We start from the raw sequence: 17,468 nt of genomic DNA, 5'->3' as shown, positions 1-17,468 counted from the left end.
CGGGGACGGCGATGCCGGAGGAGCTTAGCGTTCGCCGGCGGTCGTCTTGGTCTTGCCGGCGCCCGGCCCGGCGCCCAGGTCGGCGCCGGTGGTCGGGTCGGAGTCCGGCTTCGACATGGTGCGGGCGGCCACGGCGTTGACCGCCGCCAGTTCCGACGCGGCGAGCTTGACCGTCGGGTTGCCGTCGCCGCCGTTGACCGGAGCGTCGCCCATCTTGACGTCGACGAAGTCCCACTGGGCGCCCTGGTTCCAGGGGCCGCGCATGTCGCCTTCGCCCTGGCTCGTGTTGTAATACTTGTCGGTGTATTCCGGCTTGCCCGGCAGCTTGCCCGGCGGGAAGTTGTTGTCGATGGCGTAGAGCGCCTTTTCGAAGCTCTTCTGGTGGGCGATCTCGCGGGTCATCAGGAAGCCCAGCGCATCCTTCACGCCCGGGTCGTCGGTGACGTTGATCAGCCGCTCATAGATGATCTTGGCGCGCGCTTCCGCCGCGACGTTGGAGCGCAGATCGGCCGTCGGCTCGCCGATGCTGTCGATATAGCCGCCGGTCCACAGCTGCCCGGCCGAATTCACCAGGGCCGGCCCGCCGCCATACAGCAGCGACAGGGTATGGCTGCCGTTGCCCTGGGTGATATTGGCATAGAGGTCGGTGGTCGCCTCCGCACCTTCGGCCAGCTTGCCCTTGGCGCCCTTGGTCAGCATGGCGACGATGGAGCCGATGATTTCGAGGTGGCTCAACTCCTCGGTCGCGATGTCGATCAGCATGTCCTTGCGGCCCGGATCCTCATCGGCCAGACCCTGGGTGAAATAGCGCATGGCCGCGGCCAGTTCGCCCTGCGGGCCGCCGAACTGCTCCAGCATCAAGCTGGCGAGCACCGGGTTCGGCTCAGACACGCGGACCGTGTACATGAGCTTTTTGTTGTGCATGAACATGCGAGAGACTCCTCCTGCGTCATATGGCCCGCTTTGCAGGGGCCGCGGATCGGTGCGACCGGGTCCGGACCGGATCGCTCCATGCCCTCAACCGAGGATCTTTAGAAGCGTTCCAGGAGAAGTGCCTGTTTCGGAGAGTTATGACGGACGGGTCCTGGCGCTGGCCGGAAATATTGCCTTCCGTGCAGGTCTGACCGGGACAGCGGGGCGCCCGCGGTGATGGGGCCCCCCCGCTGCCGTCGCCGCTGGTTACTGAGCCTGGGCGCGACAGGCTTCCAGGGCGGAAATCGCCTTGCGGGTGTCGTCCAGGTAATAGGTGTAGGCGTAATCGTCGCTCTTGCCGTCGATTTCCATGTAGAGTTCGCGGCCGTTCATCAGGGCATCGATCGCCTTCGAGGTGGCCGGAATGCCGACGACGGCCATCGTCTTGTCGATGGCGGCACCCGGGACCTTGTCGCTCCACTTCTTATCGACCGACAGGGAGATGGTGAGGTCTTCCTTCTCCTTCAGCTTCCAGCCGGAATCGCTGAAGATCAGCACCATGGCTTGGCCTTTGTTCGTATAGGCCAGAGCGATGGCGGCGGTGTCCTTCGAATCGGTCTTCCATTCCTGGCTGATGGCGCAGTCCTTATCGATCTTGACGTCCCACACGCCGATCTTGGTCTGAGCGTGGGCAGTACCGATCGAGGCGAATGCCGCAACGCAGGCAGCCGCAGCAAAAATTCCGCGCATGTTCACAGTCATTCCCTGGGAAAATTGTTCGTACCACCATGGTAGGTACTACAATCGGGGTAGGTCCAGGGATTTCCGGTCCTTGCACCGGAATATAATGGGGCCATGAGCGGAGAACTCCGATCATGGCCCGTCGCTGATAGCCAGCCACTGCGTTTTGGTACGGTTGACCGTTCAGATTTTCTTTTCCGGCTCCGCTTTCTCACGCATCAGCACGAATTCTTCCGCGGTGGAGGGGTGCAGCGCGATGGTGCGGTCGAAGTCGCGCTTGGTGGCACCGCAATTCATGGCGATGGCCATCGGCTGCATCATCTCCGGCGCGTCCATGCCCATCATGTGGCAACCCAGCACCCGCTGGCTTTTGCCGTCCACCACCAGCTTCATCAGCACCCGCTCGTCACGGCCGGACAGGGTGTGCTTCATCGGGCGGAAGCCGGCCTTGTAGATGTCGACCTGCGGGTATTTGGCGCGGGCCTGCATCTCGGTCAGGCCGACGGTGCCCAGCGGCGGCAGCGAGAACACCGCGGTCGGCACATTGTCGTAGCCGATGTGCATCGGATTGTCGTTGAACAGCGTTTCGGCCAGCGCCCGGCCCTCGGCGATGGCGATGGGGGTCAGCGCCATGCGGTCGGTGACGTCGCCGATGGCATAGATGTTGTCGACGGAGGTCCGCGACCATTCGTCGACCGGGATCGCGCCGGCCTCGTTCAGCGTGATGCCGACCTCTTCCAGGCCGAGATTCTTGGTGTTCGGCCGGCGGCCGGTGGCGGCCATCACCAGGCCGGCGGAATGCTCGCGGCCCATATGGTCGGTCAGCGTATAGCCGCCGGGCCCTTTTTCCAGCTTCGCCGGCTTGCAGCGCGAGATGATGTTGATGCCGCGCTTGCGCATTTCCTGCGCCAGGGCGATGCGGATGTCGTCGTCGAAGCCGTTCAGCAGGTCGTCGCCGCGGATCATCAGCGTGACTTCGGCGCCCAGACCGCGGAAGATGCTGGCGAACTCCACGGCGATGTAGCCGCCGCCGATGATCAGCACGGAATGGGGCAGCGTTTCCAGATGCAGCGCCTCGTTGGAGGTCGCGGCATGCTCCATCCCCTCGACCTGCGGCAGCGTCGGCCAGCCGCCGGTGGCGACCAGGATGTTGCGGGCGGTATAGCGCTTGCCGTCGACCTCCACCGTGTGGCGGTCGACGATCCGGCCGAACCCCTCATACAGGGTGACGCCGGAGTTCTTCAGCATGTTGATGTAGATGCCGTTCAGCCGGTCGATCTCGCGGTCCTTGCGCGCGATCAGCGTTTCCCAGTCGAAGGTCGGCGTGTGCGAGTTCCAGCCATAGCCGCAGGAATCCTCGAAACCGTCGCGGAACTGGGCGGCGTAAACCAGCAGCTTCTTCGGCACGCAGCCGCGGATCACGCACGTGCCGCCGACGCGGCTTCCCTCGCAGATCGCCACCCTGGCGCCGTAGGACGCCGCGCGCCGGCTGGCGGCGACGCCCCCGGACCCCGCCCCGATGGTGAAGAGGTCGAAATCGAACTCGGCCACGGCCGTCTCCTTCCGCAACTGGACCTTTGACCCACTAACGAATGTGGTCGGGCAGGATATGGGGTCGGGGCAGGCGTTGGGAAGCGCGCCCTCAGCGCAGCAGCATGTCCTGGATCAGCACTTGCCGAAGCTTCAGCGGACGCATGGTCTTGTTGGCGACGTAGCGCACCGCGTCCTTGACATAGACCTGCCCCTCCGCCCCTCGCAGTTCGGCGGGGTCGACCTCCAGCAGGCGCCGTTCGATGGCATCGGCGATGCGCGGCAAATGCGGCGTGACTGTTTCAAGCGGGGTCGACGGGTCGAATTCCAAAACGGCGCGCAGCCGCAGCTCCTGCAGCCGGCGGCCGTCGTTGAGCGTGACGGTCAGGGTGGGCAGAGCGGCATAGACGGCCGGCGCCGCCATGATGCGGGCAGAGGAATAGGCGCCCTGGGCGGGGGCCGGACGCAGCAGCAGCGCACTGCCGATCCCGGCGCCGGCGAAGGCCAGCATCAGCCCCAGCAATGCCAGGACGATCCGGTTTCCGGTTCCATCGAAGGCGGGCAGGTTGCCTTGGCCGGCTTCGGCAGAGACTGATGCCTTGGTCATTCCGCCCTGCTGAGTTGTTGCCGCCGAACCGGTCCGAAAACTCTAAAAGCGCGGAAGTGGTAGGTCAAATAAAGGTATTTTATCTGGTTTTTCTTTGATTGTTGGGGGATGGAGGAAGATCGACTGCCCCATGGCCGTACTTCCTTTCCGAGCATTCGATGTTTTTCCCGCGGACCGGCACATCATTCCCGTCGAAAAACGCAACGCTGCCATCCGCCAAGGGTTGACAGGGTGGGAAGCCTCTTCCCCCGCCTGCCTGGGGCGTATAATGCTGGGATTCCAACACAACCGGCCGGCTGGCCCTGCCCGGCGGCCGGACCATCCATAACGATGTACCGCAAAGCCATGCGCACACACAGGCGCAGACAGGGGCGGAAGGCGAGGGTGACGGGTATGAGCGACAGCGATAACCGATCGGTTGGCAGCCGGGCAGCAGGCATCCGGCCGGCCGGCATCCAGACCACCGGGAGCGGGCCGACTGCCCTTCATCCGTCCTCCGCCGCGGTTCCCGACTGGACGGACACCTATTTCCGCCGCACCAAGGAGGCAGTGGGCAAGTTCGGCGACAAGACCGTCACCTATGCCATCTTCATGCGGCGCCCGGTGGTCTGCGCCCCGCGCCTTGCGGTGGAATGGCTGGAGTCGGTGGCGCGGGAACGCAACACCAGCTTCCAGATCGAGTTGAACTACCCTGAGGGCAAGTGGGTCGGCGCCGGCGAGCCGATCATGTACATCACCGGTTCCTTCTACCATCTGGTCGATTGCGAGACGATCCTGCTGCAGAAGCTGGGACCGGCCAGCGTCGCGGCCTACAACGCCTTCACCATGTGCGCCGACCTGCCCAAGGTCGCCTTCCTGGCCATGGACGCCCGCCATTGCGCCGGGACGGAGATGGCGGAGATGATGGCCTATGCCGCCTCCGTCGGATCCGACCGGGCCAAGCGCAAGGTCGGCGCCAAGGGCTTCGTCGGCAACGCCACCGACGCCACCGCCTCCTATTTCGGGCAGGACCGGGGCATGGGCACCATGCCGCACGCCCTGATCGGCTATGCCGGTTCGACCGTGCGCGCGGCGGAGATGTTCCACGAGACCTTCCCCGACCTGCCGCTGACCGTCCTGGTCGATTATTTCGGCCGCGAGATCACCGACGGGCTGGAGGTCTGCCGCCGCTTCCCGCAACTGGCCGCCCAGGGCAAGCTGTCGCTGCGGCTCGATACCCCCGGCGGCCGTTTCGTCGAGGGGCTGGACCCGCCCGGCTCCTATGCCGTGCTGGAGCGGCACGCGCCGCATGCGATCCGCGGCTATCGTGACGAGACGCAACTGCGCTACCTGATCGGCACCGGCGTTTCGGCCGCGGCGATCCACTATGTACGCGAACGGCTGGACGAGGCCGGCTTCCCGGCCGTGAAGATCGTCGCCAGCAGCGGCTTCGGCCCGGCCAAGTGCCGGCTGATGGCGGAGGCCAATGCCCCGGTGGACGTGATCGGCACCGGCAGCTACCTGCCCGAACGCTGGACCGAGACCTACGCGACCGCCGACATCATCGAGTATGACGGCGAACGCCGCGTGAAGGTCGGCCGCGAGTTCCTGTTCCGGCGGTAAGTCGCGACTTTCCCGCACCAGCTTCCCTCTCCCCCCCGGGGAGAGGGTTAGGGTGAGGGGGATCCACTTCGTGGATCTCTTCGGCTACGCCGAACCCCCTCATCCCAACCTTCTCCCCAGGGGGGAGAAGGAGTTAAGCGCATCTCACCCCAAGCGTTTCGCGATCAACGGCCCACGCACCGGTGCCGTCTCGCTCACCGTGACCGACGCACGCAGGCGGCGTTCCGCCTCGTCGGCCTGGGCTTCCGTGCGTGCGTGCAGGATCGCCAGCGGACGTTCCGTCGGGCCCACCGCGTCGCCCAACCCGGCCACCTCGTCGAAGCCGACCGCGAAGTCGATGGCGTCGGTGGTCTTGGTCCGGCCGCCGCCCAGCGCCACCACCGCCATGCCGACCCCGCGGGTGTCTATGGCGCCGACGAAGCCGCTGCGCTCGGCAAAGACCGGGCGGACGATGGGCGCGCTTTCCAGATGGCGGTCCGGCTGCTCCAACAGGTCGGCCGGCCCGCCCAACGCCTCCACCATGCGGGCGAACCGCTCCGCCGCCGCACCGCTGGCGATGGCGCGGTCGGCCATGGCCCGCCCGGCCGCGGCGTCCGGCGCCAGACCGGCAAGTGCCAGCAGTTCCGCCGCCAGCGCCGCCGTCACCTCGTAGAGCCGCGCTTCGGCCGGTTCGCCGCGCAGGATGGCGAGGCATTCGCGCATCTCCAGCGCGTTGCCGGCACTGCGGCCAAGCACCTCGTTCATGTCGGTCAGCAGGGCGACCGCCGGCAGGCCGGCGCCCTTCGACACGGTGACGATGCTCTCGGCCAGCGCCTCAGCGTCTTCGAACCGCTGCATGAAGGCGCCGCTGCCGAACTTGACGTCCATCACCAGCGCGTCCAGCCCGGCGGCGAGCTTCTTCGACAGGATCGAGGCGGTGATGAGGTCGAGCGATTCGACCGTCGCCGTCACGTCGCGGATGGCGTAGAGCCGTTTGTCGGCCGGGGCGATGTCATCGGTGGCGCCGATGACGGCACAACCCACCTGCTTCACCACCCGGCGCAGCAGGTCGTTGTCGGGCTTGGCGCGATAGCCGGGGATGCTCTCGAACTTGTCGAGCGTGCCGCCGGTGTGGCCGAGCCCGCGCCCCGACACCATCGGCACGAAACCGCCGCAGGCGGCCAGCATCGGCGCCAGGATCAGGCTGACCTTGTCGCCGACGCCGCCGGTGGAATGCTTGTCGATCACCGGACCGGGCAGGTCCAGCGACTTCCACTCCATCACCGTGCCCGAATCGCGCATGGCGCGGGTCAGCGCCACCCGTTCGTCCAGGCTCATGCCGCGGAAGAAGACGGCCATGGCGAAGGCCGCCGCCTGGGCCTCCGACACGCGGCCGTCGGTGATGCCGCGCACGAAGTCCCGGATGGTGGCGTCGTCCAACGGCTGGCCGTCGCGCTTGGCGCGGACGATCTCCTGCGGAAGCATGCCTCAGTACCCTCCCGCCGGGGCCGGTTCGCGCTCGCCCTCGCGTTCGCCATGGCCGGCGGCGGCCAGGAGCGCGTCGAGCAGGCTGGAGGCGCCGAAGCGGAAGGTCTGCGGCGTCGCCCAGCCATCGCCCAGGATATGGTCGGCCAGCGCCAGATAGCGCGCCGCCTCCGCCGCGTCGCGGATTCCGCCGGACGCCTTGAAGCCGACCGGCTTGCCCGATTCATAGATGCATTCGAGCATCACCGCCGCCGCCGGCAGGGTGGCGGCCGGCTGGGTCTTGCCGGTGGAGGTCTTCAGGAAATCGGCACCGGCGGCGATGGCGTCGCGGGCCGCCCAGGCCAGCAGGTCGGCATCGGGAAAGGCGCCCGACTCCAGGATCACCTTCATCAGGGCCTTGTCGCCGCAAGCCTCGCGGCAGGCCTTCACCACATTCATCGGCTGGGTGCGGGCGCCGTCGATGAAGGCCTTGTAGGGCAGCACGACGTCGATCTCGTCGGCGCCGTCGGCGATGGCCCGCCGGGTTTCCGCCGCAACCGAGGAGGCATCGGCCTCGCCGGTCGGGAAATTCACCACGGTGGCGACCTTTACCGGCGTGCCGTCCAGCGCCCTGCGCGCGGTGGGGACGAAGCGCGCCCAGACGCAGACGGCGGCGACCGGCCCCACGGGGGTGACCGCGCGGGCGCAGAGATCCTGCACCACCCGGTCGCTGTCGTCGCCGTTCAGGCTGGTGAGATCGAGCATGCCCACGGCACGGCGCGCCAGATCGGCGTCGGACGGGGCGTTGGCGCTGGCATCGAGCGCGCTTTGCAGGTCGGCAGACAGTTTCATGACCGGGACCCGTCCTTCTCATGCAGGCGTTCGAGGAAGCCGACCAGCAGGCGCTCCAGGTCGGCGGCTGCCGCCGAGGCGGCGGTCAGGGTCTGGTGATGGTCGACGGGCCCGTCGCCGAGCCCGACGCCCAGATTGGTGACGACGGCGCAGCCGACGACCCGCAGGCCGCAATGGCGCGCGACGATGCATTCCGGCACCGTGGACATGCCGACCGCGTCGGCGCCCAGCAGCTTCATCATCCGTACCTCGGCCGGCGTCTCGAAGGACGGTCCGGGATAGGCGGCATAGATGCCCTCCGCCAAGTCGATGGACTGGCTGGCGGCGACATCCTTCAGCAGGTCGCGCAAGTCCGGGTCCCAGGCATCGGTCATGCTGGGGAAGCGCTCGCCGAAGGCCTCGTCGTTCGGACCGGTCAGCGGGTTGGAACCCAGCAGGTTCAGGTGATCGCTGATCGCCATCAGCCGGCCCGGCCCGACCTCCAGCCGGAGCGAACCGACGGCGGCGGTCAGCACCAGCGTGTCGCAGCCGGCCAGCTTCAGCGCCCGCACCGCGGTCTTCAGCGCGTCGAAACCGTTGCCTTCATAGGCATGGACGCGGCCCTGCATGCAGGCGACCTCGACCCCGCCGAGTTGCCCCACGACCAGCCGCCCGGCATGGCCGGACACGCTGGGGACCGGGAAGCCGGCGATCTCGCCGTAGGGGATGGATACGGCATCGGCGATGCGGTCGGCGATGCCGCCCAGGCCGGAACCCAGCACGATGCCGACCCGCGGCCGGTGGCCGGAGGCACGGTGAAGGATGTCCGCGGCGGCGCGGGCTGCCGTCATGTCGGGAAACTCCGCTCAGAAGGCTAAATTGGTGGGACCGAACGATTCGGGCAACAGGGTCTCCAGCGAAAAGGTCCGCCGCAGGCCGGCCGGATCGCAGATGTGGATCGGCGTGTCCGGCGTCGCGAATTCGCGGATGCGCTGGCGGCAGCCGCCGCAGGGGGTGCAGATCTCCTCCGCCCCCGCTTCGCCGCCCATGACGACGATGGCGCGGATGCGGCGGTCGCCGGCGGTGACCATGGCGCCGATGGCGCTCGATTCGGCGCATTGGCCCTGCGGGTAGGCCGCATTCTCCACATTGCAGCCGGCGAAGATGCGCCCCGATTCGCCGAGGATGGCTGCGCCGACCTTGAATTTGGAGTAGGGGGCATGAGCGTTCTCGCGCGCGGCACGGGCCGCTTCGATCAGCTGCGGCAGCTCTGCGGTGTCGGCCATCGGCTCAGCGCTCCTTGACATAGGGGATGCCGCTCGCCTTCGGGGCGATGGCCTTGCCGACGAAGCCGGCCAGCAGCAGGACGGTCAGCACATAGGGAAGCATCTGGATGAACTGCACCGGGATGACGCCAATACCAGGCAGTTCCACCCCCTGCAGGCGCACCTGCACCGCGTCGGTGAAGGCGAACAGCAGGCAGGCGAACAGCGTCGGTCCCGGTCGCCATTTGCCAAAGATCAGTGCCGCCAGCGCCAGATAGCCCTTGCCGGCAGTCATGTCGCGGACGAAGCCGGCGCCGTGGCCGGTGGAGAGATACGAGCCGGCCATCCCCGTCAGCGCGCCGGTCACCAGCAGCGCCTGATAGCGCAGCTTCGCCACCGACAGGCCGGCGGTGTCGACCGCCGCCGGATTCTCCCCCACCGCCCGCAGCCGCAGCCCGAAGCGCGAGCGGTAGAGCACCCACTGGGTGGCGATCACCAGGACCAGCGTCACCCAGATCAGCACATTGTTGCCGTTCAGCAATTCGCGGTAGACCGGCCCCAGCACCGGGACGCCGGCCAGTGCGTCGACCCCCGGCAGCTCCACCGCGGGAATGCGCGCCTGATTGGGCAGAAGCGGGGTCTGGCCGCCCTGCTGGAACCAGGCATAGGCCAGCGTCGGGGCCAGTCCGGCGACCAGGATGTTGATCGCCATGCCCGACACCACCTGATTGCCGTTGTGGGTGATGCAGGCGAAGCCATGGACCAGCGCCAGCGCCACCCCGGCAGCGATGCCGGCCAGCAGCCCGAGCCAGGGATTCAGCGTCGTCGACGCGACGGCGGCGGAGAAGAAGGCACCGGCCAGCATCTTGCCTTCCAGTCCGATGTCGACCACGCCCGACCGTTCGCAATACATGCCGGCGAAGGCGGCCAGCACCAGCGGCGTCGCCACCCGGATGGTGGCGCCCAGCAGCTGCAGCGCCAGAAGAAGTGCGTCCTCCATCGCTCAGCCCCTTCCCGTATCTGCCGCGGCGGCGCCGCGGCGGCGGAACAGCGCCTCCACCTGCGGCTTGAACAGGTTCTCCATCGCACCGGCGAACAGGATGACCAGACCCTGGATGACCATCACCAGCTCGCGGTTGATCGTGGGATAGTCGAAGGACAGCTGGCCGCCGCCCTGCGCCAGAACCCCGAACAGCAAGGCGGCCAGAATGATCCCGACCGGGTGGTTGCGTCCCATCAGCGCCACGGCGATGCCGACGAAGCCGACGCCGCCGGTGAAGTTCAGGATCACCCGGTGCTGCACGCCCAGGATCTCGTTCACGCCCACGAAGCCGGCCAGCGCGCCGGAGATCAGCATGGCGATGACGATGTTCCGTGCCGGCGAGATGCCGGCATAGACCGCCGCCCGCTCGTTCCGGCCCACCGTGCGCAGTTCGTAGCCCCAGCGGGTGCGGCGCAGGAAGATGTGGAACAGCAGGCAGCAGGCCAGCGCCCACAGGAAGGACAGGTTCAGCGGCGAGGCCGGGATGGTGATGCCGAACCAGCCCAGCGCCCGGTCCATCGACGGCAGCCAGACGCCGGGATCGAACTCGCGGGTTTCCGGCGACTGGCTGCCGGGACGGATCAGCACGTCCACCAGCAGCCAGGTCATGATCGACGCGGCGATGAAGTTGAACATGATCGTCGTGATGACGATGTGGCTGCCGCGCTTGGCCTGCAGCCAGGCCGGGATGAAGGCCCAGGCGGCGCCGAACAGCGCGGACGCCAGCACCGCCAGCAAGGCCACCACCGGCCACGGCCAGCCGGTCAGCGCCAGCGCGACCAGCCCGGCGCCCAGCCCGCCCAGATAGGCCTGCCCCTCGCCGCCGATGTTGAACAGCCCGCAATGGAAGGCGATTGCGACCGCCAGCCCGGTGAAGATGTAGTCGGTGGTGTAATAAAGGGTGTAGCCGATAGCCTCCGGGTATCCCAGAGCCTCCGACAGCAGCAGCGACAGCACGTCGACCGGATTCTCGCCGATCACCAGGATCACCAGCCCCGACAGCACGAAGGCCGCGACGAGGTTGAGGACCGGCAGCAGCGCATACCCGACCCAGCCCGGCACGGCGCCCGGCTGACCCTTCCCCGACCCGCTCAGCAGCACCGGCGTCTCCTGGATTGCCCCTTGGCGGGGATTCTTAACCGCCAATGCTCTGCCGACCAAGCATTTCATCACGCCGGAATCACTGCGGCTGCCGTGGGTTAGAAGGATTATAAAAACTCTTGCCGCAGCGCAGCAATCTGGCATGCTTCTAAACCATAGGAAATTTATGGTTATGGAGCATGCCCGATGCCGCTCGACATTCCGCAGACCTTTCGCCACCACGTCTTTTGCTGCGCCCAGCAGCGCCCGCCCGGCCATCCGCGCGGCAGCTGTGCCGCCAAGGGCGCCCACCCGCTGTGGCAGCGGCTCGACCAGAAAATCCAGGCGAGGGGTCTGGCCGATGTCGGCATGGCGATGACGGGCTGCCTCGGCTTCTGCTCCGCCGGGCCGCTGATGGTGGTCTATCCGGAGGGCATCTGGTACCGGCCGGAAACGGCGGAGGACATCGACGAGATCGTCGAGTCGCATCTAATCAATGATGCGCCGGTGGAGCGGCTGGTGATGGTTTTGACGCGGTGAGGGGATGTTTGCTCACCGTTGAGTGTCGGCTGACGGTGCCCCCACCCTAACCCTCCCCCGCTCACGCGGGAGAGGGGACTGCCGCCACTTCGCATACGGCACCCTCTCCCGCCAAAGGCGGGGGAGGGATGGGGAGGGGGCATCCGAAGACTGAACTCTGCCAAAACCTCACGCCTACCAGACCTGCGGTTGCGGCATTGGGACGCAGGCGGATTTGCCCATAATGTGGGCAACCTCCGCCATTGCCGTTCCGAACCAATTCCATGACCGACGCCGAGACCGCCGACCTGCTACCTGCCGAGGCCGATTCGGTTCCCTATGCCGTCGGCTGCTTCCTGGGGGCGATCCTGCTGTTCGCGGCGATGGATACGCTCATCAAGTTCCTGACCGCCGATTACCCGGTGCCGCAGCTGATGTTCGTGCGCTCGCTGGTCGCCTTCCTGCTGGTGGGCGGCTACACCCTGTGGCGCGGCGGCGGGATCGCGGCGATGCGGACGCGGCGGCCCTGGGGCCATGTCTGGCGGGCCTTCGCCGGGCTGATCTCGATGGGCTGCTTCTTCTATGCGTTCCGCGAACTGCCGCTGGCCGACGTCTATGTGCTGAGCTTCGCCGGGCCGCTGTTCATCACCGCCCTGTCCGCTCCGCTGCTGGGAGAGCCGGTGGGCTGGCGGCGCTGGGCCGCGGTGGTGGTCGGGTTCGGCGGCGTGGTGGTGATGGCCCAGCCATCGGCCGGGGCGCCGCTGGTGCCGGTCCTGGTCGGGCTGTGCGCCGCCCTGTTCTATGCGCTGGCGGCGCTGGCCGTGCGCGGCCTGTCGCGGACGGAGACCAGCGCGTCCATCGTGCTCTATCTGCTGCTGACGACGACTGTGGTCAGCGGTGCGCTGGCAGTGCCGGTGTGGACGGCGCCGACCGGCTTTGCGCTGGGGCTGATGGCGCTGGTCGGCGCGATCGGCGCCGGCGCACAGGTGCTGCTGACCCAGGCCTTCCGCCGTGCGCCTCCGGCGGTGGTGGCGCCCTTCGAGTACACCGGCATGGTCTGGGCCAGCCTGTTCGGCTGGCTGGTGTTCGGCGACCTGCCGACGGCGCCGGTTCTGGCCGGCGCCATGGTCATCATCGGCAGCGGGCTCTACATCCTGCATCGTGAAACGCTGGTGGCGCGCCGCCGGTTGGGTTCTTGACAGGACGGGGCCGGCGGCGACACTCTCGCCGCCTGTTCACGGCTGGGGTGCCCCTGCCTTTCGCCGGATCGGCGGATGCGGGGGCTGAGACAACACCCATCGAACCTGATCCGGGTCATGCCGGCGAAGGGAGCCGACCGGAACCCGACGGATCAGCCACAGACGCCCCGTCCCCTCCGCGTCGCTCCGGTTGCCGGCGCGAGTTGAGGAGTTTTCGGTCATGCGGCGCGCGCTTCCCCTTCTGATCGGCCTGCTGGCGGCCACGTCCTGCCTGTCTCCGGCGGCGCGGGCCGACGACACGCTGTCCTTTCCGGTGCTGGTGCCGCTGACCGGCTTCCTGTCGCTGGAAGGCACCAGCCAGCGCAATGGTGCCGTCCTGGCGCTGAAGCAGACGCCGGCCGGCGTCGCCATCGCGTCGGAGGTCGTCGACACCGGCACCTCGCCCGAGGCGGCGGTGACGGCGCTGGAGCGGGCGGCCGGCAGCGGCACGGTCGGGGCGGTCGCCGCCAGCATGCTCGGCACCCAGATGCTGGCGATGCTGCCGCTGGCGCAGGAGTTGAAGCTGCCGCTGGTCACCGTGTCGGGCACCGCGTCGATCACCGAGCAGGGCAACCCCTGGGTCTTCCGCTTCTTCCCCGGCGACGCCGTGACCAAGTCCGCCCACGCCCGCTATGTGGTGGAGGAGTTGGGCAAGCGGCAGCCGGCGATCATCTATCAGACCACCGCCTATGGCCAGAGCGGCAAGACCCATCTCGACGCCGCCTTCAAAGCGCTGGGCGTGACCCCGGTGTTCGAGGAGGGGGTGGACCCGGCGGCCAAGGACCTGCTGCCGGTGCTGACCAAGGCGCTGGCCGCCAAGCCGGACGTGCTGGTGCTGCATCTGCATTCCGGTCCGACCGCGCTGCTGCTGCGGCAGGCGGCGTCCAGCGGCGTGACCCTGCCGATCGTCGCCGGTTCCGCCATGCATCAGCCGAGCACCGCGGCCCTGCTGGAACCGGCGGAACTGAAGGGCGTCTGCGCCGAGACCGCGGCCTCGCCGATTTCAGGCGACACGCCGGAGGTCAAGGCCTTCACCGACGCCTACCGCACCGCCTTCGGCAAGGAACCGGACGCCTTCGCGCTCGGCCAGTATGACGGCATGACGATGGTGCTGGAGGCGGTGAAGGCCGGCGCCCGGACGCCGGACGCCATCCGGAAAGCACTGTCGTCGGAGACGTTCAAGGGTCTTGCCATGACCTACAAGTCCGACGGCAAGGGCAACATGGCCCATTCCGCCGTCATCGTCTGCTATGACGGGACCAGCCGCGTGCCGACGCTGGTGAAGCGGTACGACGACCCGACACTCGCGGCGAAGTGAGCGGATGGCGGCGTTTCAACTGCTGGTCAACGGGGTGGCGCTGGGGGCGGCCTATGCCCTGGTGGCGTTGGGCTTCGTGCTGGTGCTGAACGCCACCTCGGCGGTGAACTTCGCCCAGGGCGACCTCGTGATGGCCGGCGGGCTGCTGGCGGTGGCGCTGGCGCCCCTGATCCCGTTGCCGGGCATCGTCCTGCTGCCGGTGGTGCTGGTGCTGATGGCCGCGCTGGGGTTGCTGATGGCGCTGGCGGCCTATCTGCCGCTGCGGCGCCGGCCGCCGGTGTCGGTCTTCATCAGCACCATCGCGGTCGGCATCATCCTGCAGAACGGGGCCGCCATCCTCTTCGGGCCGGAGCCGCGCGCCGCACCGCCGCTGTTCGGCGACGATACCCTTCATATCGCCGGGCTGGCGGTGCCGGAGCAGTCGCTCGCCATCGTCGCGGTGGCGGCCCTGCTGATCGGCGCGCAGCAATGGGTTTTCGCGCGCACCCAGCTTGGCCGCCGGCTGCGCGCGACGGCGCAGGATCCGGAGATGGCGCGTGCCTGCGGCGTGCCGGTCACCGCCATGATCCTGGTGACCTTCGCCATCGGCGCCGCCTGTGCCGGGGCGGCGGGGCTGTTGCTGGCCAACCGCTATTTCGTCACGCCGACATCGGGCGGGGACCTGATCCTGAAGGCCTACATCGCGGTGACGGTGGGCGGCTGGGGGTCAGTGCCGGGGGCGGTGGTGGGGGCGCTGCTGATCGCGCTGTTCGAGGTGGGGGTATCGTCGGTGCTCTCCTACCCGGTGGCGCTGGGGGCCTTGTACCTGACGCTGCTGGCGATCCTGGTCCTGCGGCCGCAAGGGCTGTTCGGCGAAGCGGCGCGCCGCCGTGGCTGAGCGTCGGTCTGCCGTCATTCTCACCGCCGGCGCCCTCGCCCTGCTGGTATACGCGCTCGCCTTCGCCTCGCCCTACGGCCTGCGCGTCCTGACCGTCGCCGGGGTCTATGCGCTGGCGGCCTTCGGCTTCCAGATCGTCTTCGGCCTCGGTGGCGCGCTGTCGCTGGCGCAGGGTGCCTTCTTCGGCGTCGGCGCCTATGTGACTGGCATCCTCGGCAGCCGCCATGGGCTCGGCTTCGAGGCGACTTTTCCGCTGTCGATGCTGGTTCCGTTTCTGCTGGCGTTGCCGGTTGGTTTGGCGGTGCTGCGGCTGGAGTCGCATTACTTCGCCCTTGCGACGCTGGGGATCGCGCAGGTGCTGCATCTGCTTGCCGTGAACCTGCCGGAGCTGACCGGCGGCTCCAACGGGCTGGCCGGCGTGCCGGCGGTGGTGCTGTTCGGCTGGGCGGTGCCGCGCGGGCTGCCGATGGCCGGGCTGGTCTGGGGGCTGGTGGCGCTCGGCGGGCTGATCGGCTGGCGGGTGGCGCGCGGGCGCCTTGGCCGGGCGCTGACCATGCTGCGTGACGATCCGCTGGCTGCGGGAACGCTGGGGCTGGATGTCGGCCGGCTGCGGCTGGCCGCCTTCGGCATCAGCGCGCTGTTCGCCGGGGCCGCCGGAGCGCTGGCGGTCCACACCCAGCGCGTCGTGTCGCCGGAGGTGCTGGAATTCCCGGTCATGGTCTCCATCCTCACGATATCCATCGTCGGCGGGCGGGGGCGGATGGCCGGGGCGGTGCTGGGCGCCGTGCTGCTGCTGCACCTGCCGGAATGGTTCCGCTTCCTGGAGCGCGGCTATCTGGTGATCTACGGCGCCGCGCTTCTGCTGACCGTCGTGCTGGCGCCGGACGGGCTGACCGGGCTCCTCCACCGCCTCACGGCCCGCTTGGGCGGCGGCAAGCCCCGTGCGCTGGCGGAGGCGAGGGAGCCGCCGACGCCACCCGCCCTGCCGGAGGGGCTGGTGGTCGAGGGCTTGCGGAAGTCCTTCGGCGGCGTGCGGGCGGTGGACCGTGTGTCGCTGGACCTGCGGCCGGGCACCATCACCGGGCTGATCGGGCCGAACGGGTCGGGCAAATCCACGGTCATCAACCTGCTGTCGGGGCTGGAGCGGCCGGATGCCGGGCGCGTGCGCCTCGGCGGGCTGGAGGTCACCGGCGCCCGCGCCGACCGGCTGGCCCGTGCCGGACTGGCCCGCAGTTTTCAGGCGGCCCTGCTGCCCACCGGAGCGGGGGTGCTTGAGGCGGTGGCCGCCGCCCGTCTGGCCTTCGATCCGGACGCCGCGACGACCGAGGCGCACGCGCGCTGGGCGCTCGACCGGCTGGGTGTCGGCGATCTTGCCGGGCAATCCTGCGACGGCCTGCCGGCGGCACTGCGGCGGAGGGTGGAACTGGCCCGCGCCCTGGTCCGCCGCCCGGTGGTCCTGCTGCTGGACGAGCCCGCCGCCGGCCTGACCGATGGAGAGAAGGCGGATCTGGCGGACCTGTTGCGCGAACTGGCCGGGGAGGGGATGGCGATCCTGCTGGTGGAGCATGACATGGGATTCCTGCTGCCGCTGGCCGGCCGCGTGCTGTGCCTCGACCGCGGGCGGGTGATCTATGACGGTCCGGCCGGCGAGGTGCGCCGGGATTCGGCGGTCGCGACGGCATACCTGGGCCGGGCGGGGTCGGCATGAGCCCGCTGCTGTCCATCGGCAACCTGACCGCCGGCTATGGCGGGGCGAGCGCGCTCGACGACGTTTCTCTGGCCGTCGCGGCGGGGGAGACGGTGGCGCTGCTCGGAGCCAACGGGGCGGGGAAGTCGACGCTGTTAAAGGCTCTGCTCGGCCTTGTGCCGGCGCGGGGCGACCTTCGTTTCGACGGCGCCGATCTCGGCCCGCTGGCGACCGAGGTGCGGGTGAGGCGCGGCATCGGCTATGTGCCGGAGGGGCGGCGGGTCTTCCCCGGCATGAGCGTGCGCGACAATCTGGAGGTCGCCGGCCTGCCCGCCGCCCGCGACCGCGCGCACGATGTCGAGCGCGTCTTCGCCCTGTTCCCCGACCTTGCCGTCAAGAGCGGTGAGAGCGCCTGGCGCCTGTCCGGCGGCCAGCAGCAGATGCTGAGCCTGGGCCGCGCGCTGATGGGCCGGCCGCGCCTGCTGCTGCTCGACGAACCGTCGCTCGGCCTGTCGCCCAAGCTGGCCGACGAGGTCTTCTCCGCCGTCGGCCGCATCGCCGCCGCGGGCACGGCCGTGCTGCTGGCCGAACAGAGCGCGGCACGTGCCCTGGCGGTCGCGCCGCGCGCCGTCCTCCTGCGGCTGGGCCGCGTGGTCGGCGATGGGGCGGTGGCGTCGCTGTCCGACGAGGCGCTGCGCGGGGCGTTCTTCGGGGGGTAGGAGCATTCCCCCTGCGTGTCCCGTGCAACAGGTGTCAGCCTCCCGCAACCGGAAGGG

Annotated in this window: 17 protein-coding genes and 1 riboswitch; of the genes, 7 read left to right on the top strand and 10 right to left on the bottom strand. The window is 68.8% G+C overall.

The window, feature by feature from the left end; all coding sequences use genetic code 11:
* Positions 1-24: 24 nt before the first annotated feature.
* The 4 genes from FZ029_RS24105 to FZ029_RS24090 form a co-directional block, all read right to left on the bottom strand.
* The gene (locus tag FZ029_RS24105) at positions 25-930 is read right to left on the bottom strand and encodes a manganese catalase family protein (RefSeq protein ID WP_149200071.1); all 906 of its coding nucleotides are present in this window, start codon (positions 928-930) and stop codon (positions 25-27) included.
* 249 nt (positions 931-1,179) lie between these two features.
* The gene (locus FZ029_RS24100; RefSeq protein ID WP_149200256.1) at positions 1,180-1,662 is read right to left on the bottom strand and encodes a hypothetical protein; all 483 of its coding nucleotides are present in this window, start codon (positions 1,660-1,662) and stop codon (positions 1,180-1,182) included.
* Between the two features lie 174 nt (positions 1,663-1,836).
* Positions 1,837-3,204, bottom strand: coding sequence for a glutathione-disulfide reductase (gor, locus tag FZ029_RS24095; protein WP_149272267.1), 1,368 nt, complete (start codon positions 3,202-3,204; stop codon positions 1,837-1,839).
* Between the two features lie 91 nt (positions 3,205-3,295).
* Positions 3,296-3,790 (bottom strand): flagellar basal body-associated FliL family protein, encoded by a 495-nt coding sequence (locus FZ029_RS24090; RefSeq protein ID WP_149200069.1) that lies wholly within the window; start codon positions 3,788-3,790, stop codon positions 3,296-3,298.
* 393 nt (positions 3,791-4,183) lie between these two features.
* On the opposite strand from FZ029_RS24090, the gene FZ029_RS24085 reads away from it, so the two are divergent.
* Entirely contained in the window at positions 4,184-5,392 is a 1,209-nt protein-coding gene (locus FZ029_RS24085; RefSeq protein WP_247892468.1) for a nicotinate phosphoribosyltransferase, read from the top strand.
* 144 nt (positions 5,393-5,536) lie between these two features.
* On the opposite strand, the gene deoA is transcribed toward FZ029_RS24085, so the two are convergent.
* Genes deoA through FZ029_RS24055 form a run of 6 tightly spaced genes read right to left on the bottom strand, consistent with a single transcriptional unit; the run spans position 5,537 to position 11,074 of the window.
* Positions 5,537-6,856, bottom strand: a complete 1,320-nt coding sequence (gene deoA, locus FZ029_RS24080; RefSeq protein ID WP_149272266.1) for a thymidine phosphorylase — start codon at positions 6,854-6,856, stop codon at positions 5,537-5,539.
* Positions 6,857-6,859: 3 nt separating this feature from the next.
* On the bottom strand, positions 6,860-7,687 hold the full coding sequence (deoC, locus tag FZ029_RS24075; RefSeq protein ID WP_149272265.1) for a deoxyribose-phosphate aldolase: 828 nt from the start codon (positions 7,685-7,687) through the stop codon (positions 6,860-6,862).
* Positions 7,684-8,517, bottom strand: a complete 834-nt coding sequence (locus FZ029_RS24070; RefSeq protein ID WP_149272264.1) for a purine-nucleoside phosphorylase — start codon at positions 8,515-8,517, stop codon at positions 7,684-7,686. Before FZ029_RS24070 ends, deoC begins: the two co-directional genes overlap by 4 nt.
* A 15-nt stretch (positions 8,518-8,532) precedes the next feature.
* Positions 8,533-8,952, bottom strand: coding sequence for a cytidine deaminase (gene cdd / locus FZ029_RS24065; RefSeq protein ID WP_149200065.1), 420 nt, complete (start codon positions 8,950-8,952; stop codon positions 8,533-8,535).
* A 4-nt stretch (positions 8,953-8,956) separates the two neighbouring features.
* Entirely contained in the window at positions 8,957-9,931 is a 975-nt protein-coding gene (locus FZ029_RS24060) for an ABC transporter permease (RefSeq protein WP_149272263.1), read from the bottom strand.
* A 3-nt stretch (positions 9,932-9,934) separates the two neighbouring features.
* Positions 9,935-11,074, bottom strand: coding sequence for an ABC transporter permease (locus tag FZ029_RS24055; protein ID WP_149272262.1), 1,140 nt, complete (start codon positions 11,072-11,074; stop codon positions 9,935-9,937).
* Between the two features lie 186 nt (positions 11,075-11,260).
* Between FZ029_RS24055 and FZ029_RS24050 the strand changes: the two genes are divergently transcribed.
* From FZ029_RS24050 to FZ029_RS24025, 6 genes are all read left to right on the top strand, one after another.
* Positions 11,261-11,593, top strand: coding sequence for a (2Fe-2S) ferredoxin domain-containing protein (locus FZ029_RS24050; protein ID WP_149272261.1), 333 nt, complete (start codon positions 11,261-11,263; stop codon positions 11,591-11,593).
* A 263-nt stretch (positions 11,594-11,856) separates the two neighbouring features.
* Positions 11,857-12,771, top strand: coding sequence for a DMT family transporter (locus tag FZ029_RS24045; protein WP_149272260.1), 915 nt, complete (start codon positions 11,857-11,859; stop codon positions 12,769-12,771).
* A gap of 33 nt (positions 12,772-12,804) precedes the next feature.
* A riboswitch (TPP riboswitch) is annotated at positions 12,805-12,920 on the top strand.
* Positions 12,921-12,991: 71 nt separating this feature from the next.
* Entirely contained in the window at positions 12,992-14,128 is a 1,137-nt protein-coding gene (locus tag FZ029_RS24040; protein WP_149272259.1) for an ABC transporter substrate-binding protein, read from the top strand.
* Positions 14,129-14,132: 4 nt separating this feature from the next.
* On the top strand, positions 14,133-15,005 hold the full coding sequence (locus FZ029_RS24035) for a branched-chain amino acid ABC transporter permease (RefSeq protein WP_149272258.1): 873 nt from the start codon (positions 14,133-14,135) through the stop codon (positions 15,003-15,005).
* Positions 14,998-16,713, top strand: coding sequence for an ATP-binding cassette domain-containing protein (locus tag FZ029_RS24030; protein WP_149272257.1), 1,716 nt, complete (start codon positions 14,998-15,000; stop codon positions 16,711-16,713). The genes FZ029_RS24035 and FZ029_RS24030 overlap by 8 nt, the downstream gene beginning before the upstream one ends.
* Entirely contained in the window at positions 16,710-17,411 is a 702-nt protein-coding gene (locus tag FZ029_RS24025) for an ABC transporter ATP-binding protein (protein WP_149272256.1), read from the top strand. The genes FZ029_RS24030 and FZ029_RS24025 overlap by 4 nt, the downstream gene beginning before the upstream one ends.
* Positions 17,412-17,468 lie beyond the last annotated feature (57 nt).

Origin of the sequence: Azospirillum sp. Sh1 (assembly GCF_008365135.1) — a bacterium.
In the GTDB taxonomy this organism is placed as follows: domain Bacteria; phylum Pseudomonadota; class Alphaproteobacteria; order Azospirillales; family Azospirillaceae; genus Azospirillum; species Azospirillum oryzae.
Note: the sequence above shows the minus strand (reverse complement) of the source record. Positions and strands in the feature narration are given on the sequence as shown.

What these genes read in the sequence shown, in the direction of transcription:
- FZ029_RS24105 (WP_149200071.1), bottom strand. Translation starts at nt 930, where the DNA reads ATGTTCATGCACAACAAAAAGCTCATGTACACGGTCCGCGTGTCTGAG.
- FZ029_RS24100 (WP_149200256.1), bottom strand. Translation starts at nt 1,662, where the DNA reads ATGCGCGGAATTTTTGCTGCGGCTGCCTGCGTTGCGGCATTCGCCTCG.
- FZ029_RS24090 (WP_149200069.1), bottom strand. Translation starts at nt 3,790, where the DNA reads ATGACCAAGGCATCAGTCTCTGCCGAAGCCGGCCAAGGCAACCTGCCC.
- FZ029_RS24085 (WP_247892468.1), top strand. Translation starts at nt 4,184, where the DNA reads ATGAGCGACAGCGATAACCGATCGGTTGGCAGCCGGGCAGCAGGCATC.
- deoA (WP_149272266.1), bottom strand. Translation starts at nt 6,856, where the DNA reads ATGCTTCCGCAGGAGATCGTCCGCGCCAAGCGCGACGGCCAGCCGTTG.
- deoC (WP_149272265.1), bottom strand. Translation starts at nt 7,687, where the DNA reads ATGAAACTGTCTGCCGACCTGCAAAGCGCGCTCGATGCCAGCGCCAAC.
- FZ029_RS24070 (WP_149272264.1), bottom strand. Translation starts at nt 8,517, where the DNA reads ATGACGGCAGCCCGCGCCGCCGCGGACATCCTTCACCGTGCCTCCGGC.
- cdd (WP_149200065.1), bottom strand. Translation starts at nt 8,952, where the DNA reads ATGGCCGACACCGCAGAGCTGCCGCAGCTGATCGAAGCGGCCCGTGCC.
- FZ029_RS24060 (WP_149272263.1), bottom strand. Translation starts at nt 9,931, where the DNA reads ATGGAGGACGCACTTCTTCTGGCGCTGCAGCTGCTGGGCGCCACCATC.
- FZ029_RS24050 (WP_149272261.1), top strand. Translation starts at nt 11,261, where the DNA reads ATGCCGCTCGACATTCCGCAGACCTTTCGCCACCACGTCTTTTGCTGC.
- FZ029_RS24045 (WP_149272260.1), top strand. Translation starts at nt 11,857, where the DNA reads ATGACCGACGCCGAGACCGCCGACCTGCTACCTGCCGAGGCCGATTCG.
- FZ029_RS24040 (WP_149272259.1), top strand. Translation starts at nt 12,992, where the DNA reads ATGCGGCGCGCGCTTCCCCTTCTGATCGGCCTGCTGGCGGCCACGTCC.
- FZ029_RS24035 (WP_149272258.1), top strand. Translation starts at nt 14,133, where the DNA reads ATGGCGGCGTTTCAACTGCTGGTCAACGGGGTGGCGCTGGGGGCGGCC.
- FZ029_RS24025 (WP_149272256.1), top strand. Translation starts at nt 16,710, where the DNA reads ATGAGCCCGCTGCTGTCCATCGGCAACCTGACCGCCGGCTATGGCGGG.